13 protein-coding genes are annotated in these 17,196 nt (G+C 36.7%); 11 read left to right on the top strand and 2 right to left on the bottom strand.

What is annotated here, in order from left to right; genetic code table 11:
* Positions 1-242: 242 nt before the first annotated feature.
* The 8 genes from CYTFE_RS0108150 to CYTFE_RS0108115 all read left to right on the top strand — a co-directional run bounded on the left by CYTFE_RS0108150 (position 243) and on the right by CYTFE_RS0108115 (position 7,810).
* Positions 243-1,718, top strand: a complete 1,476-nt coding sequence (locus CYTFE_RS0108150; RefSeq protein ID WP_027471406.1) for a cobyric acid synthase — start codon at positions 243-245, stop codon at positions 1,716-1,718.
* 182 nt (positions 1,719-1,900) lie between these two features.
* Positions 1,901-3,238 (top strand): NADP-specific glutamate dehydrogenase, encoded by a 1,338-nt coding sequence (gene gdhA, locus CYTFE_RS0108145; protein ID WP_027471405.1) that lies wholly within the window; start codon positions 1,901-1,903, stop codon positions 3,236-3,238.
* A 208-nt stretch (positions 3,239-3,446) separates the two neighbouring features.
* Positions 3,447-4,217 carry a TatD family hydrolase gene (locus CYTFE_RS0108140; protein WP_027471404.1) on the top strand — a complete coding sequence of 257 codons (771 nt, stop codon included), beginning with the start codon at positions 3,447-3,449 and terminating at the stop codon, positions 4,215-4,217.
* An 86-nt stretch (positions 4,218-4,303) separates the two neighbouring features.
* Complete coding sequence (locus tag CYTFE_RS0108135; protein WP_027471403.1) at positions 4,304-5,329, top strand: asparaginase; 1,026 nt, start codon at positions 4,304-4,306, stop codon at positions 5,327-5,329.
* A 152-nt stretch (positions 5,330-5,481) separates the two neighbouring features.
* Positions 5,482-6,297, top strand: a complete 816-nt coding sequence (locus tag CYTFE_RS0108130) for a MotA/TolQ/ExbB proton channel family protein (RefSeq protein WP_027471402.1) — start codon at positions 5,482-5,484, stop codon at positions 6,295-6,297.
* A 7-nt stretch (positions 6,298-6,304) separates the two neighbouring features.
* Positions 6,305-6,751 carry a hypothetical protein gene (locus CYTFE_RS0108125; protein ID WP_027471401.1) on the top strand — a complete coding sequence of 149 codons (447 nt, stop codon included), beginning with the start codon at positions 6,305-6,307 and terminating at the stop codon, positions 6,749-6,751.
* Positions 6,752-6,764: 13 nt separating this feature from the next.
* Complete coding sequence (locus tag CYTFE_RS0108120) at positions 6,765-7,337, top strand: ExbD/TolR family protein (protein ID WP_027471400.1); 573 nt, start codon at positions 6,765-6,767, stop codon at positions 7,335-7,337.
* A gap of 2 nt (positions 7,338-7,339) precedes the next feature.
* Complete coding sequence (locus CYTFE_RS0108115) at positions 7,340-7,810, top strand: ExbD/TolR family protein (protein WP_027471399.1); 471 nt, start codon at positions 7,340-7,342, stop codon at positions 7,808-7,810.
* A gap of 397 nt (positions 7,811-8,207) precedes the next feature.
* Here the strand turns inward: CYTFE_RS0108115 and CYTFE_RS25625 are convergent, their stop codons facing one another.
* Positions 8,208-8,876, bottom strand: coding sequence for a GyrI-like domain-containing protein (locus CYTFE_RS25625; RefSeq protein WP_044213544.1), 669 nt, complete (start codon positions 8,874-8,876; stop codon positions 8,208-8,210).
* Between the two features lie 308 nt (positions 8,877-9,184).
* On the opposite strand from CYTFE_RS25625, the gene CYTFE_RS0108105 reads away from it, so the two are divergent.
* The gene (locus CYTFE_RS0108105) at positions 9,185-12,085 is read left to right on the top strand and encodes a PEP/pyruvate-binding domain-containing protein (RefSeq protein WP_235208237.1); all 2,901 of its coding nucleotides are present in this window, start codon (positions 9,185-9,187) and stop codon (positions 12,083-12,085) included.
* A 25-nt stretch (positions 12,086-12,110) separates the two neighbouring features.
* On the opposite strand, the gene CYTFE_RS0108100 is transcribed toward CYTFE_RS0108105, so the two are convergent.
* On the bottom strand, positions 12,111-13,850 hold the full coding sequence (locus CYTFE_RS0108100; RefSeq protein ID WP_044213547.1) for a response regulator: 1,740 nt from the start codon (positions 13,848-13,850) through the stop codon (positions 12,111-12,113).
* A 610-nt stretch (positions 13,851-14,460) separates the two neighbouring features.
* On the opposite strand from CYTFE_RS0108100, the gene CYTFE_RS25620 reads away from it, so the two are divergent.
* Positions 14,461-15,309 carry a hypothetical protein gene (locus CYTFE_RS25620; protein WP_044213549.1) on the top strand — a complete coding sequence of 283 codons (849 nt, stop codon included), beginning with the start codon at positions 14,461-14,463 and terminating at the stop codon, positions 15,307-15,309.
* Positions 15,310-15,439: 130 nt separating this feature from the next.
* On the top strand, positions 15,440-17,125 hold the full coding sequence (gene ettA / locus CYTFE_RS0108090; RefSeq protein WP_027471396.1) for an energy-dependent translational throttle protein EttA: 1,686 nt from the start codon (positions 15,440-15,442) through the stop codon (positions 17,123-17,125).
* Positions 17,126-17,196 lie beyond the last annotated feature (71 nt).

Below are 17,196 nucleotides of genomic sequence, written 5' to 3'. Positions count from 1 at the left end.
AAAAAACAAAATATATAGATGCGTAAAGCTAAAGTGTTCATTAGATCAGTTAGATACCTGTTCTGTGCCTGGGAAAAATATAAATAGGGTTGTAGTAAAATAAAGCAAGACCATGAATGAAATTAATTTAGCATTGCGAATATTTACTCATTCAAATACTATAATATTACCTTTGGAGCATCTTAACTCGGCTTGGGTGTTGAGCTAGGTGATTATTGAATGTCTATTAATTTTATAATAATATGAACAATCATAAACTAAGGCCTATAATGTTTGTGGGCACATGTTCGGATGCGGGAAAGAGCTTGGTAAATGCAGGATTTTGTAGGGTCTTTAAGCAGGATGGTTTTAATCCGGCTCCCTTTAAGGCGCAAAATATGTCGCTCAATAGTTATGCAACTCCCGAAGGACTGGAGATAGGAAGGGCACAGGCTGTTCAGGCTGAAGCATGCCAGACGGCGCCCTCGGTCTATATGAATCCGGTGCTGTTGAAGCCAACGGGAGAGATGAAGTCTCAAATAGTGTTGCTGGGTAAGCCGGTTGGTGATCAGTCTGCCTATGCGTATTTTAAGGAGAATGACAGGGCCGAATTATTTGAAGCAGCAGTGGATTCTTTTCAAAAACTGAATGCTCAGTTTAATCCTATTGTTATGGAGGGAGCAGGAAGCATATCTGAGCTAAACCTAAAAAAGAGAGATATCACCAATATGCGTATTGCATTGAGAACTGGAGCAGATGTATATTTGGTGGCTGATATAGATCGTGGAGGCATTTTTGGAAGTGTGTATGGTACAATTGCCTTGCTGACACAGGAAGAGAAAGAGGCGGTGAAAGGGATTATTGTTAATAAATTCAGGGGGGATGCACGTTTGTTTGAGGAAGGAAAACAAATATTGGAGGAATTAACAGGAAAACCAGTTGTTGGTGTACTGCCTCATTTTGCCGATTTATATATAGAAGAAGAAGATTCAGTTAGTCTTACTAATAAGAATAAACACGCCATTGCGGGTAAGGTAAATATTGCAGTGGTTAGATTAGAGCAGCTCTCGAATTTTACCGACTTTAATGCTTTGTCCATGCATCCTTCGGTTCATCTTTATTATACCTTAGAAAAGGAAGAATTAAAAAATGCAGATATCATTATTCTTCCTGGCTCCAAGAACACGATCGCTGATTTAAATAGGCTCAAGTCCCTGGGAGTAGATCAGGAAATACAAAATGCATACAGGAATGGTAAAACAGTTATCGGTATTTGTGGTGGGTATCAAATGATGGGTGTTGCCATCAAAGATCCTGATGGTATCGAAGGTGCAGCATTGGAAACTGAGGGGCTGTGCTTGCTTCCGGTAGAAACCGTTCTGGAAAATTCTAAAGTTACAGAACAAGGTGATTTTTACTTTAAAGATCAGGATGAACTGTGTCATGGTTATGAAATACATATGGGTAAAACAAATCCTGTAAATGAAGCATATATGCCAGTGAACAAGTTGCCGGATGGAAGCGATGAGGGCTGTTGGGTAAATGAGAAATGTTGGGGATCCTATTTTCATGGTATACTGGATAATCAAGTTGTTATAAACGAACTGTTAGGTGAATTCGGTGTAGAAAATCATGACTTTGACTATGTAGAATATAAGGAGAAAAATTACGATCAGTTGGCGGATTATATACGTCAATATATGGACTTGGATTATATATATAAACTCCTGAAACGATAAATGACTTACAATTTAAAAGTGTTTTGTATACGAGTAGCTAGTGTAAGGGGTGAAGTCCTCTTTTTTATTGGTTTGTGACGCGCTTTTAATTTAAAAACTTAAAATGTTGTTAAAAGTCATAATTTAGATATTTTGAATTATATAATTTTGATTTTAAACAAACGCAATTTAAACGTATTACCATGGATGCAAAAATAAAAGAGTTTATAGATGGTGTTAGGATGAAAAATCCGGGAGAGGATGAATTTTTACAAGCTGTTGAAGAAGTTGTAGAAACAGTTTGGGACTTTTATCAAGAAAATCCACATTATCAAAAAGCTAAGATACTTGAGCGTATGACAGAGCCTGAGCGTGTTATCATGTTCAGAGTGCCATGGGTTGATGATAGCGGCGAAGTTCAGGTGAATAGGGGCTTTAGAGTAGAATTTAATAGCGCAATAGGTCCCTATAAAGGCGGTCTGCGATTTCACCCTAGTGTGACCCTGAGTGGCCTAAAGTTCTTAGGTTTTGAGCAAACATTTAAAAACAGTCTGACCAGTCTGCCTATGGGAGGCGGTAAAGGAGGATCTGATTTTAATCCGAAAGGAAAGTCTGATAATGAAATAATGCGTTTTTGTCAGGCCTTTATGAGTGAGTTGTTCCGTCATATTGGACCTAACACGGATGTTCCAGCTGGTGACATTGGTGTTGGCGGTCGTGAAATAGGTTATCTTTTTGGTCAGTATAAAAAATTACGTAATGAATTTACAGGAGTATTAACCGGAAAAGGGCAAGAGTTTGGAGGTAGCCTCATTCGTCCAGAAGCGACTGGTTTTGGTGCAATTTATTTTGTCCGTGAAATGTTGGCCGCCAAGGGAGAAACCTTGAAAGGAAAAACTGTGGCTTTATCCGGCTTTGGTAATGTGGCCTGGGGGGCAGCTCAAAAGGCCGTTGAATTGGGAGGTAAAGTGGTTACTTTATCAGGACCAGATGGATATATTTATGATCCGGAAGGAGTGTCAGGAGAAAAAATAGACTTTTTGTTAGAATTGCGCGCTTCAAATCAGGACGTGATTCAACCTTATGCCGAAAAATATGGTGTTGAATTTTTCGAAGGTAAAAAACCCTGGCAACAAAAAGTCGACGTGGCTATTCCTTGTGCAATTCAAAACGAATTAAATGAGGATGACTGTAAGATGTTAATTGAAAATGGTTGTCAGTTGATTGCAGAAGCTTCTAATATGGGATGTACTGCAGAAGCCGCATTTTTAGCTACAGAAAAAATTATTTTTGCACCTGGTAAGGCTGTTAATGCTGGTGGAGTTGCGGTTTCAGGACTAGAAATGAGTCAAAACAGCATGCGATTTAACTGGAATGAGGTAGAAGTAGATAAAAGGTTGAATGAAATTATGATTAACATCCATAAGGTGTGCGTTCAATATGGTACAGAATTGAATGGAAAAGTTAACTACATCAAAGGTGCCAATGTGGGTGGTTTTGTAAAAGTGGCAGATGCCATGATTGCTCAGGGAGTTGTATAAGAAAATGAGAAGAAGAAAATAATCATTAAAACCCTGAATGGATTGATTCTCTTCAGGGTTTTCTATTTGAGATATATGAATCACTTGCTTGGATATTCTGATTTTGCAGTGTGGACACTTAAAAATGTTTAAAAGAAGCAGAGATTCATGATATTAATAGGCTCAAATGATTATTTTTGGGAAATATTTTTTTAGGACGAAATACTTTATGTCGGTTATAGATACACATTCACACATATATTCTGAACAATTTGATGAGGATAGAGATGAAATGATTCAAAGGGCATTTGCTGCAGGAGTGGAGTATATTTTAATGCCCAACGTGGATTTGGATTCCATTGAACCCATGCTGCATATTCAGGATAAGTATCCTGATAAGTGTCTTTCAATGATGGGTTTGCACCCAACCTCAGTGGGCAGTGAATTTATGCAACAGTTAGCTGCCATGGAAGCATGGTTTCAAAAAAGAAAGTTTTGTGCTGTTGGTGAAATAGGAATCGACCTATACTGGGATAAAACTTATATTGCGGAGCAGGTAGCCGCTTTAAAAATTCAAATTGGTTGGGCAAAAAAATACCATTTACCCGTGGTTCTTCATGTTAGAGAAGCCTTTGATACCATTTTTGAGGTACTTGATAGTGTTAGCTTGGATGGAGTATGGGGTGTATGCCATAGTTTTACAGGAAATTTAGAACAGGCCAGAAAATTTTTAAGTTATGGATGTTTTAAGTTAGGAATTAATGGTGTATTAACATTTAAAAATTCAGGGCTTGGGGATGTAGTAAAACAGCTTAGCCTAGATGATCTGGTGTTGGAAACTGATGCACCATATCTGACGCCTGTGCCATATAGAGGTAAAAGAAATGAACCTTTGTATGTGCAGCATGTAAAAAATAAAGTGGCAGAATTGTTTGCTACTACCGAAGAAGAAGTTGATAGAATCACATCACAAAATGCAAGACGTCTTTTTGCTTTGTAATACCCATTGAGGATAAAAGCATGCCGTACAAAAAAATACCAGACTGTCATTTGTTTAAGATTAAATTATAATATAGGAGGATTGAATTGAAACGTAAAGTACTCATCATTTATACAGGGGGAACCATTGGTATGGCCAATGATCCGGAAACAAACTCCCTTATACCTTTTAATTTCTCTATGATAGAAGAAAAGGTGCCTGAATTAAAACGTTTCGATTTTAGTGTAGATAGCACTTCTTTTAATCCCATCGTGGATTCTTCTGATATGAATCCAGAGATATGGTTAAAAATAGGTACTATCATCGAAGAGAATTATTGTGCCTACGATGGATTTGTGGTTTTGCATGGCACCGATACCATGGCCTATACCGCCAGTGCTTTAAGTTTTATGTTGCAGAATTTAGGCAAGCCTGTGGTGTTTACCGGTAGTCAGTTACCCCTGAGTACCATACGTACCGATGGTAAGGAGAATCTGATTACAGCATTGGATATTGCTTCAACCTATCATGAAGGAGCAGCTATGGTACCTGAAGTATGTATATTTTTTCAGGATAAACTGTTCCGGGGAAACAGAACCACCAAGTATAATGCAGAGCATTTTCGTGCTTTTCGATCCGATAATTACCCGCCACTGGCCGAAGTGGGCATACACATAAAGTATAATCACCCGTATATTCAAAAAATAAAAGAGGGAGCTCCGTTTTCTGTGGCCAAAAAGATGGATAATAATGTAGGATTGTTAAAGTTGTTTCCAGGTATGAATGAGGCCTTTTTAGAAACCATATTACAAACGCCGGGACTGAAGGCGCTGGTGCTTGAGACATTTGGTTCAGGTAATGCGCCAACGGACAAACGTTTTTTAGGAATGGTTGAAAAAGCGGTGCAAAAAGGGCTCATTATTTTAAATGTTACGCAATGTTTAGCCGGAAGTGTAGCCATGGAAAGGTATGAAACAGGTTTACATTTGTTAGAAATGGGTGTTTTTAGTGGAGGAGACATCACAACCGAGGCTGCCATCACCAAGCTTATGTACCTGTTAGGTAATGCGATAAATATCGAAGAAGTGAAGATTGGTTTAAATAAATCATTAAAAGGGGAAATCTATATCTAAACAGTTTGTATTTCCTGATTTTTTTGTAATTTGCACACCCGAAAATCTAAGAATTTCATTTATTAACTTGTTTATTGCTTTAAAAAGGGAATTATTAGCAATTAAACTATAGTATTAACAAACTAATACAAATCAAAAATTTTTTACAGACTATGAAAAAGCTATTTGCGTTTTTTGCAGTTTTCGGGATGATGACTTTCGGAGCATCAACTATTTACGCTCAGGATGAAACTGGTGCAGAAGAAGTAGAAACTGTTGAGGAAGTTGCCACTGAAAATGTGGACGAAGCAGCCGTAGATGATATGGCCGCAATGGATGATGTAGAAGCCCCTAAGGGGATTCACAAACAAATTAAAGCAAAATTCATCGAAGGTGGAGCTATCTTTATGAGTTTCGTACTTTTATGTTTAATTTTTGGATTAGCATTAGCAATTGAAAGAATCATTTATTTGAATCTTGCTTCTACTAATACTAAAAAATTACTTCAAAGTATTGAAGATTCTTTGGCTGAAGGTGGTGTTGAAGCTGCAAAAGAAGTGTGTCGAAACACTAGAGGACCTGTTGCTTCTATTTTCTATCAAGGTTTAGACCGTATTGATGAGGGTGTTGAAGTAGTAGAGAAATCTGTTGTTTCATACGGATCAGTACAAATGGGTCTGTTAGAAAAAGGTTTAACATGGATTTCTTTATTTATCGCACTGGCTCCTATGCTTGGATTTATGGGAACAGTAATCGGTATGATTGAAGCCTTTGACAAGATTCAAGCAATGGGTGATATCTCAGCAACTGCTGTAGCAGGAGGTATTAAAGTAGCACTTATTACTACTGTATCTGGTTTGATCGTAGCTATCATTCTTCAGGTATTTTACAATTACATCGTTTCTAAAATTGATGGTATTGTAAATAGTATGGAAGATGCTTCTATTTCATTACTAGATATCTTGGTAAAATACAACTTGAAAAAATAATTAGAACATGGGTAAGCTTTCAAAAATATTAAGTTTTGTACTATATGCATTGATAGCTGTAACTGCCGTGTTAACGATTATGTTTTTTACAGGAGGTGAAGTTCCTGGAGAAACTTTTCTAACACCAGTTTACACTGATACGATTCTGAATTGGGCTAAGTTTTTAGTAGTAGGAGCTGCTGCTATTACCATCCTATTTGAAGTAATGCATGTAGTAATGAATCCGAAAAATGCTGTTAGAAGTTTAATTTCAATTGCAGTTTTGTTTGTGATTGGACTTGTGTCATACAGTATTGCTGACGGAACACCAATGGATTTAGGTGGCTATGAAGGACAGGATAATGTTCCTTCAATGCTTAAGTTAGCAGGTGCATTCCTTTATGGTACTTACGTACTTTTAGGTCTTGTGGTTGTTGCCATCTTTGGAGGTGAATTGTCAAGATTATTCAAATAATTAGGAGGTAATTATGGGAAAAAGAGAAATACCAGAAGTGAATGCCGGCTCTATGGCCGATATCGCATTCCTTCTGCTAATATTCTTCCTTGTAACTACTACCATGTCTACAGATACAGGTTTGGCTAGACGTTTGCCACCACCAGTACCTGATGAAATTGAAGATACTCCACCAATTAAAGATAGGAACGTTTTTACAGTTCTTTTGAACAGTAAAAATCAATTATTGGTGAAAGGTAAACCAATGAGGGTAGAAGAACTCAAGGATGCAGCTAAGAAATTTATATTGAATCCAGATAGAGATGCGAAATTGCCAGAATTCAAACAAGTTGAAGTGGAAAATTTCAGAATATGTGAGATATCAAAAGGTGTAATTTCTTTGCAGAATGATAACGGTACTCAATATCAAGCCTATTTGATGGTTCAAAATGAACTTCAAAGAGCTTATACTGAGGTAAGAAATGAATTTGCTCGGAAAGAATGGGGTAAAGATTACGAAGAATTGGATAGTGATGAACAAAAGATTGTTCGTACAATTTTTCCTCAACGTATTTCTGAGGCTGAACCTAAAAATATCGGTAAATAATTATGGCAAAGTTTAGAAAAAAAGGGGGTAAAGCTACTCCTGCTATTAGTACAGCTTCTTTGCCTGATATCGTATTTATGCTTTTATTCTTTTTCATGGTATCAACAACTATGAAAGAGGTGGATTTAAAAGTGAAGATTCAGGTTCCTGAAGCGACAGAGCTAGCTAAACTGGAGAAGAAAAGTTTGGTGACCTATATTTATGTGGGTCTTCCAACTAAAAAGTACCAAGGAATGTATGGTACTGAACCTCGAGTTCAGCTAAACGATGCCTTTGCTACTGTTTCTGACATTCAAAGTTATATTGCGCAAGAGCGTGATGCAATGAAAGAAAGTGATCGTCCTAAGATGACTACTTCAATCAAAGCTGATTTTGATTGTCCGATGGGTATTATTACCGAAATTAAGCAGGCATTGCGTAAAGCGCAAGCGCTAAAAATTAATTATTCGGCGCGTAAGAAAGCAGAGTATTAGAAAGTCTATATACTTTAGTAAAAAGAGAGGAATCGTTAGATTCCTCTTTTTTTATGTCTTCATGTGAAGTATGTGCCGATATCTTTAAGTTGCGAAGTTGGAGAGTTGCTATGTTGAGGCGTTGTTAAGTCGTTAAGTTGGCGAGTTGAAGGGTTTCTGGTATAAGGTTTAGAGTGTGAGCTTTGAGGGTCAATCTATGGAGCATCTTCAATTAAAATATAGAGGGTTACAATTTTTCTATAAGCATATTCGATAATTTTCAGCTAATGAGTAATTCCCATTTGAATACCCAATTACCAATAAAGAAACCGCAGGGCGGGTCAGAACAATAGCCCCGGGGCCAGTGTAGGCAAGAAGCTATGAACCCGGAAAATGCATTAGAAAATCTATTACGCCTTTAAATGGCTTCAAAAGAAGTCACTTCGTTACTTTTACATTTTTTAGGTTTTACCTGAAATCTTAATACTGTTTTTAATTTTTCTGGTGCAGTTTTTCTGGCATCCGACAAGTATATTTCCTTATGAATTTTTGAGTGTCGTTCCAAGTCGTGTTCTGTAGCATATGCTTCCATAAGCTTGAAACTCTCAGGTTCGTTATCATAGCTTCCTAAATGCAGCATCTGTATACAAGTTCCTTCTTCTATTGTTTCAAATTTTACAGAACTCAATAATTTATGTGGTTTTTTATCTTTTGTTTGTGCTATTATTTGCTGAACAAAGTCTGTGTCAACAAAATCAGGCTGCCTTATCATTAATTTATATATTAAATCGTCCTTATTTATGGTACCCGTAAAATTCTTTTTTGCTTCTTCATTAATGTCCCAGATACCTTCCAGAGGATAAACTGTATAATCAATATAGCCTTCAGGTTTACTTCCTTTTTTATAGCTCATTTTGATAGCATATGATAACGAGTATAAAACTCCAATGTATTCGGAGAAAGCCTGGTTGTTAGGGTTTCCTTGACCTTCAATTGTTAAGTATTTATAAGGAGGTACCTTTATTGTTTGAGGTTTGTTCTTGGGTAGATATATCTCTTTCTCTTTCTTTCTCCATTCATGTTTCATGTTTGTCGTTTTAATTAATGTAAAGCAAATTTTTATTGATTCTCGACGTAACTATATTTCTTTAAAATTATAAAATAATTTTGGTAGTTCATATATCTCAATGGAGGGCTTGATTCATCGTACCTTTAACTCTTGTAACCAAGTCCAATGTATCATGCGGATTTATTAGAACTTATAATTTTTATTGTATTCTTGAGAACAAAACTATTTATGTAACTTTACGGTACAAGTAAACGCTTACCATATTATTCGTTTAAGAGCCTATGGATTTCTCAAGTATATTTACCCAAACAGAGTTTAATAAATTAATGCAGAAGCGAATTCAATCCGTTCTGTTAATTTCCAGTAGTTATGATGCATTTCTGTTGGAAGAGGATGGAAGGATTGAAGAACAGATTTTTAATGAGTATGTGGCTTTGAACTTGCGTTATCCGCCTAGATTTATCCAGGTTACAACAGCAGAGGAAGCTTTTAAGGTATTACATAATGAACCTGTTGACTTAATCATATCTATGTTGAGTGTGGGAGGTATGGATCCTTTTAGTCTTTCGAAGAATGTGAAGGCTGACTATCCTAATATTCCCATTGTTGTTTTAACACCATTCTCTCGCGAGGTGAGTATTAAGTTGGGTAGGGAAGATACCAGTGCGATTGATTATGTTTTTTGTTGGTTGGGTAATGCCGATATATTGGTGGCTATTATAAAATTGATTGAAGATGAGATGAACGCTGAACTTGATATTTTATCGGTGGGTGTTCAGTGTATTATATTGGTGGAGGACTCTATTAGATATTATTCGAGTTATTTGCCTATTATTTATCGCATTGTTTTTAACCAGTCCAAGAAGTTTATGATGGAGGGTTTAAATGAACATCAGAAGATGATGCGTATGCGAGGGCGACCTAAGATTTTATTGGCACGAAATTATGAAGAAGCGATCGACACTTACCAGAAATATAAAAGTAATGTGTTAGGTGTTATTTCAGATGTGTCTTTCCAAAGGAATGGAGAAAAAATTGATAATGCAGGTATAGAACTAGCTAAAACGGTTAAGCGTGAAAATGCTTTTATGCCTTTTTTATTACAGTCATCAGATATATCTGTGGCTCAGGTGGCCAAAGAAATTCGCGTTGGTTTTCTATATAAATATTCCAAAAGTCTTTTGCAGGAATTGAAGCATTTTTTAAAGGTGAATTTGGCTTTTGGGGACTTTATTTTTATGGATCCTGAGTCGCATCAGGAAGTTGGAAGAGTGAGTAATCTTAAGGAGTTGCAAGAAAAGCTATTTGATTTACCAGATAGTTCTTTGCGTTATCATTTTGAGCGAGATCATGTGTCAAAATGGTTGAAGGCCAGAGCGCTGTTTCCCATTGCCGAAATGATCAGGAATTTTCGTATTGAGGATTTTGACAGTCTGGAGGCTTCCAAGCAATTTTTATATGACGCCATTATTAGCTTTAGAATATCCAAGAACAAAGGAGTGATTGCCACCTTTGATCCCAATAAGTACGATAAGTATGTGAAGTTTGCACGGATAGGTGAAGGTTCCATTGGAGGTAAAGCCAGAGGCTTGGCCTTTTTAAATAATATTATCACTAAAAATAGCAGTGAGTTACATTTTGAGCAGGTAGATATAACCATACCTAGAACAGTGGTTATTGGTACGGATATATTTGAGTTGTTTATGGAAATGAATAATTTGTATGAGGTTGCATTGTCTGATATGTCCGATGAGGACATACTTGAACATTTTGTGAATGCCAAGTTACCGCATAGATCTGATCATTATTTGCGTAAGTTTATTTCAGCTATTGACAATCCCATAGCTATTCGCTCTTCGAGTGTATTGGAAGATAGTCACTATCAACCGTTTGCGGGTATTTATTCTACATATATGGTTTCCAATACCGATGAAGTTGAGGTGGTGATGAAACAAATAGGGGATGCTGTAAAGTGTGTTTATGCATCTGTTTTTTTTAAGAGCAGTAAGGCTTATATGCAGGCTACCATGAATATTATTGACGAAGAAAGGATGGGTATTGTGCTTCAGGAAGTGGTTGGACAGCAGCATGGAAACCGTTTTTATCCGACTATTTCAGGCGTGGCACGATCGGTGAACTTTTATCCTATCGGTCCAGAAAAAGCAGAGGAGGGAATTGTGAATGTAGCTTTAGGGTTGGGAAAACAGATTGTAGAAGGGGGTGTTTCATTGCGTTTTTCACCCAGTTATCCCAAGAAGGCATTGCAATTGTCTTCTCCTGAAATGACCATAAGGGAGACACAAAAAAAGTTTTTTGCATTGGACTTGGACAATACCACATTTGTTCCTTCTGTCAACGATGCTGTAAATCTTCAATACCTTGATATTAAACAGGCTTTAGAGGATGGATCTTTAAGGTGGCTGGGTTCCGTTTATGATTATCAAAATAACATTATTCGTGATGGGGTAATGTCTAAGGGTATACCCTTGGTGACTTTCTCGAATATCCTGAAAAATGAAGTATTTCCATTGGCTCAGGTAGTGAAAAAGATACTGGAGATAGGGCAAAAAGAAATGAATCAGCCGGTTGAAGTAGAATTTGCGGTGGATCTGCAAAAAACCAATGAAAAACCTGTTTTTTATCCCTTGCAAATACGGCCAACTGTTGAAGGGGAGGAGGCTTTGAAGGAAAACCTCGAAGAACTTTGTCCGGAGGAACAGCTTGTTTATTCCAAATCGGCCCTGGGGAATGGGATTATTGATGATATTTGTGATTTTATATTTGTGAAGTCTGTAGGTTTTTCTCCTGCAAATATGATTAATATGGTAAGTAGAATTGAAAAATTGAATCATATTTTACTTTCGGATCATCGTAATTATATATTAATTGGACCAGGGAGGTGGGGGTCGCAGGATCCGAAATTAGGTATTCCTGTTAAATGGGCACAGATATCAGGTGCCAGAGTTATTATAGAGACTGCATTACATGGCTTTTGTGTGGACCCTAGTCAGGGAACACACTTCTTTCAAAATCTAACCTCGTTGAGGGTGGGGTATATGACTGTGAATACAGTAACGGGTAGCGGTTATTATAATGAAGAATATCTTATGTCAAAACCTGCTGTGTATGAAGATGAGTGGATGAAGCATGTTCGACTCCATCGAGCGGCCGTTGTAAAAATAGATGGTAAAAAGGGGATGGGTGTGATAGCCATCCCCGGGGAATAAGCTTCGAAATGTGAGCTCTGTAGTTTTAACTCAAATGGTGTTTTATTTTTTGAATTAAATCTTCTGGTTGAAATGGTTTACTAATGTAATCATCCATTCCGCTTACTATACACCTTTCCTTATCTTCAGGAAAAGCATTTGCAGTAACGGCTATAATCGGCGTGTGTGTATTGGTGCTTTTTTCTATTTCGCGTATTTTTTGTGTGGCTTTAAAACCATCCATTATGGGCATCTGAACATCCATAAGAATTAGGTCGTACTTTGCTTTGCCAAATTTATCTAAAGCTTCTTTCCCATTGTAGGCAACCTCTATTTTCTTTACTTCATTTTTGATATATAATATCATAATCTGTTGGTTACTAAAGTTGTCTTCTACCAATAATATATTGGCATCCTTTATGTCAACAGAAGCTTTGAAAAATGAGTCTGTGGTAGAAACTTTCTCTTTGATGTTCTGTACTGAATAGCTTTGGGTATTCTCAAAAAAGGTGATCCCAAATTCAAAAGTTGTCTTTTCCGGATCGGGACTAATGGAAAAGTTATGTCCATCCTGTTCTATTAATTTTTGGGTGAGACCAAGCTCTAAAAATTGAATGTGTTTTGATGTGTTAAGTCTTAATATATCATTGTTGTACAATGATTCGTCGGACTTGTATTCTTTAGGGAATGGTATAGATCCATAACTAGTGAGTTTGAAAAGTAATTCAATAGTACCAGGCATATTGTTGGATCGTGAAACTTCAATATTAATTTGCTTGTCTTCTGAAGTATTATATTTGGCAATGCCGTTTAAAATATTCAAAAATATTTGTTTGGTTTTAATGGCATTTCCTGTCATTGTGGACGGGATATCGGCAGAAAAAGATAGACTGAATTTTTGCTTATCGTTACTTTCAGAAAATAGTCTTATTGTATTGTTGAGCGTAGAATAAAGGTTAAAACTGATTTTTTCTTCCGGTATAGGGTTGAGTCCTGTTTTTTGTGTAGAAACCATGTTGGACACTACGTTTACCATATTGTTTGCTGAAGCATGGATGGTGTTGATGTAATCTCGTTGGTCATCCGTTAGTTCGGTTTTTCCTAAGATATCTAGGATGCCCGTAATATTACTTAAGGGGGTTCGAATTTGTCTGGATAGATTAGATATTTGCTCCTCTTGTGAGGTCTTGGAATTTTGAGAGTTGATCATCGCACGCTCTTTCGTAAGCATGACTTCAGCAAAGATAAATTTAAGTGTATAGGCAATAACAAATGAAAAAATAAAAAATATGGATGCGAAAATTTCAATGTTTAAGCTATACGTTTGAGCTTTGGGAATATAGGTGCTTAATACCAAGAAGTCTAATAATACAAATGCAAATAACGCCAGAGAGGCTATGGCTCCTTTATTTCGGCCAAATAAATTAATGGCTATAAAAGGAAAAGAACCTATCCAAAAAATATTTACCCCTGTGGATCCTCCGAAGATGGTGAAAAAGAGAAAGGTTAAAATAACAAATGTAAATAATATCTCTTTGTAATAAAGGGTGTTGGGTCTCCTTCCCATGTACAGGTAATTAAACGCAAATAGAACGCTTAAAAATAGTAAGGGACCGGCAAAGAATAGGCTCTCTTCTAAAAGAGATACAATACCCTCAATAAAGATAATGACAAAAAGAAAGAAATTTAAAACATTGGTTAAAAGCAACGTTGTTTTGGTTTCTACTTCCAGTTCTTCGTCCTGGTCGAATGAAAATAGTAATAAGAATTTGTTAATGAACTTCATGTTTTTAATGTCTATAAGGCAATGATCCAAATGTAACGAAATAATTTGAATGACTTATTTCTATCAATGAAATGTTGTTGTATTATCTTAACCTGACTTATATAAATTATCTATTACGAATCTAAACATCTTTGTTTTTAGATTCTTATTACTACAATTATTGAATAAATCAGATTTAATTTAATCAAACGAATGATAAAGATATTATAAAAAAGCATTACCAAATAAGAAAATCAAAATTTATCAGTCTTGATGAATGTGGTTGAGTGTGTAATTATGTTGAATTTATATGTTTGGAACTTAGTGAGACTTTACTGATCTGTGCAGATTTTAATCATTTATTTGTGTGTTTAATTATTTGCACTGCCCGTGCCAGTTTCGTATAATTATTTTTGTCTTGGCGGATAGAAGGTAACAATAATAGATTTTGCTCGTTATAAAGGTAGCAAAATCATTGTGCCGTGTAAAAAGGGCATTAAAATATCAAATCGTAATGGTCGCTTGTATTCCTTCGTTGGGTAACAAGTTGTTGGATCATAGACGAGGATGATCAGATTTATGGGAACAGTTCCATATGGCTGTTAAAAATTAATGAATAAATATTTTTACGATGAAGAAAATTGTTTTTAACCTATTATTGATGTTTGTGCTTACTTCTGTTGGTGCACAGGATCATTTACCTGTACCTCAGGACTACAAGGATTTTTTAAAAACCAAAACCCTGGTTGTGATGGATGAAAATCCCATGTCTGATTTTAACTTTATGATTAAAAAAGTGATGCCCAGTGTCTGGAATCTTACAGATTACGAGTTTATTTCACAGTCGGAGTTTGAAGAAAAACGTAGAGATGCGTCTTATTCGTTTATTGTTACATCAACGGTAACCTTCGATAGAGACAAGACCAAGGCCAGGTATACTTTTGTAAGTTTGTTGATGGGTAAAGATGTGTACTCTATTACTGACATGCCCGATTTGTGTTCGATTCCTCTATCTTACCTGAGGGTAGAAGATGATAGCTATGCCTATAAAATGGAAGGATTTATCCGTTTTATCCAGGATCATGTAAAATTAGTGAATAAGGATCCTAAAATAATCAGTAGAAATATGTTTAAATATTACAACAAAAACATAAAAAGTTTGAGTAATAAAAAATTACTGGTTGTTAAAGAGGATTTGGCTCCGGATGCCAATACTATTTCTAAAATCCAAAAGGTATATCCGTATACCGTTGAAATTGTTACGCAAGAAGAAGTTACCAAAGCCATTCAGGATAAAGATCCGGATGTGGTTTTTTTACATAAGGTAGGGCCTGAAGGTACACGTTATAAAGCGCGTTGTTATAAGATTATCATTGGTGCAGCCGATTCGCAATTTTATTATTTCGACTGGCACATGGTAAACCTGAAAAACCGCGATGGATTGCTGTTAAAGGACTTTAAAGCAATGGGTAAGAAGTAGTTTTTACCGGTATAATCATATAAAACCCTGTTGGCTATTGTCAGCAGGGTTTTTATATGATTGTTTCCTTATGAAACTTATTTGTGATAAATTTGGCGATCAATATAAATAACAACATATCAAAGCAATTATGTCTGACGATAAAAAGATTATTTTTTCAATGGTTGGGGTCAGTAAAGTGGTACCACCCCAAAAAAAAATATTAAATAATATTTACCTTTCCTTTTTTTATGGTGCTAAAATCGGTATCATTGGTTTAAATGGCTCGGGTAAGTCAACGTTGATGAAAATTATAGCCGGCATTGACCAGGACTATCAAGGAGAAGTGGTTTCTTCGCAAGGTTTCTCTGTGGGTTATCTGGAGCAAGAGCCTGTGTTAGACGATGAGAAAACCGTGAAGCAGGTGGTGGAAGAAGGTGTTCAGGAAGTAGTTGACGTATTAAACGCTTACAATCAGGTAAATGAAAAATTTGCCGATCCTGAAGTGTTGGAAGACCCTGATAAGATGGAGGCTTTAATGAAGGAGCAAACGATTTTACAGGAGAAGATAGATCAATATGATGCATGGAATCTGGATACCAAGCTTGAAAGAGCTATGGATGCACTGCGTTGTCCGGAAGAAGATAAACAGGTGAAGTTCCTCTCCGGTGGTGAAAGAAGACGGGTAGCTCTGTGTCGTTTGTTATTGAAAGAGCCCGATGTGTTGCTGTTGGATGAGCCTACTAACCATTTGGATGCAGAATCTGTTCAGTGGCTGGAGTTGCACCTACAACAATATAAGGGAACTGTTATTTCAATTACCCACGACCGTTATTTTCTAGATAATGTGGCCGGATGGATATTGGAATTGGATCGGGGAGAAGGTATTCCTTGGAAAGGTAACTATTCTTCATGGTTGGAGCAGAAAACCAATCGTATGGCGCAGGAAGAAAAGACTGCTTCTAAGAGAAGAAAAACGCTTGAAAGAGAATTGGACTGGGTTAGGATGGCTCCCAAAGCACGACATGCTAAGTCTAAAGCTCGTCTGTCGGCTTACGATAAATTGATGGATGAAGGCGTAAAGGAGAAGGAGGAGAAGCTGGAGATCTTTATTCCGAACGGACCCAGACTTGGGGATAAAGTGATTGAGGCACACCAGGTAGCCAAAGGGTTTGATGATAAGTTGTTGTTTGATAATTTAGATTTTGTACTTCCTAAAAACGGTATTGTTGGAGTAATTGGACCCAATGGAGCAGGTAAAACAACCCTCTTTAGAATGATTATGGGTAAGGAGAGGGTTGATAAAGGAAGCTTTGAAGTAGGAGAAACCGTTAAAATAGCTTATGTAGATCAAACGCACGAAGCCATTGATCCAGAAAAAAGTATCTTTCAGGTGATTGCGGATGGTCAGGAAACCATCAAAGTGGGGGGGCGTGAGCTTAATGCCAGGGCTTATATCAGCCGATTTAATTTTGCAGGCGGTGATCAGGAGAAAAAGTGTAAAGTGCTTTCCGGAGGTGAGAGAAATCGCTTACATCTTGCCATGACATTAAAGGAAGAAGCCAATGTATTGCTGTTGGATGAGCCTACCAATGATATTGATGTGAATACTTTAAGAGCGCTGGAAGAAGGTTTGGATGATTTTGCAGGATGTGCTGTGGTAATTTCACACGACAGGTGGTTTTTGGATAGAATTGCTACTCACATACTGGCATTTGAAGGAGATTCAGGGGTTTACTTTTTTGAAGGTTCGTTTAGTGAGTACGAAGAAAATAAAAAACGAAGATTGGGTGATGTAACGCCCAAAAGAATCAGATATAGAAAATTGATGGAATAAATTTATCGTCTTATATTTTATGATGGCTGTACTTTTTAAGTATGGCCATTTTTATGAGTTTTTTTGCTGAA

Origin of the sequence: Saccharicrinis fermentans DSM 9555 = JCM 21142 (assembly GCF_000517085.1) — a bacterium.
GTDB classification, from domain to species: Bacteria; Bacteroidota; Bacteroidia; order Bacteroidales; family Marinilabiliaceae; genus Saccharicrinis; species Saccharicrinis fermentans.
This window is presented reverse-complemented; position numbering and strand designations above follow the sequence as displayed.

Coding starts and splice junctions, on each gene's coding strand:
- CYTFE_RS0108150 (WP_027471406.1), top strand. CDS start 243: ATGAACAATCATAAACTAAGGCCTATAATGTTTGTGGGCACATGTTCG.
- gdhA (WP_027471405.1), top strand. CDS start 1,901: ATGGATGCAAAAATAAAAGAGTTTATAGATGGTGTTAGGATGAAAAAT.
- CYTFE_RS0108140 (WP_027471404.1), top strand. CDS start 3,447: ATGTCGGTTATAGATACACATTCACACATATATTCTGAACAATTTGAT.
- CYTFE_RS0108130 (WP_027471402.1), top strand. CDS start 5,482: ATGAAAAAGCTATTTGCGTTTTTTGCAGTTTTCGGGATGATGACTTTC.
- CYTFE_RS0108125 (WP_027471401.1), top strand. CDS start 6,305: ATGGGTAAGCTTTCAAAAATATTAAGTTTTGTACTATATGCATTGATA.
- CYTFE_RS0108120 (WP_027471400.1), top strand. CDS start 6,765: ATGGGAAAAAGAGAAATACCAGAAGTGAATGCCGGCTCTATGGCCGAT.
- CYTFE_RS0108115 (WP_027471399.1), top strand. CDS start 7,340: ATGGCAAAGTTTAGAAAAAAAGGGGGTAAAGCTACTCCTGCTATTAGT.
- CYTFE_RS25625 (WP_044213544.1), bottom strand. CDS start 8,876: ATGAAACATGAATGGAGAAAGAAAGAGAAAGAGATATATCTACCCAAG.
- CYTFE_RS0108105 (WP_235208237.1), top strand. CDS start 9,185: ATGCAGAAGCGAATTCAATCCGTTCTGTTAATTTCCAGTAGTTATGAT.
- CYTFE_RS0108100 (WP_044213547.1), bottom strand. CDS start 13,850: ATGAAGTTCATTAACAAATTCTTATTACTATTTTCATTCGACCAGGAC.
- CYTFE_RS25620 (WP_044213549.1), top strand. CDS start 14,461: ATGAAGAAAATTGTTTTTAACCTATTATTGATGTTTGTGCTTACTTCT.
- ettA (WP_027471396.1), top strand. CDS start 15,440: ATGTCTGACGATAAAAAGATTATTTTTTCAATGGTTGGGGTCAGTAAA.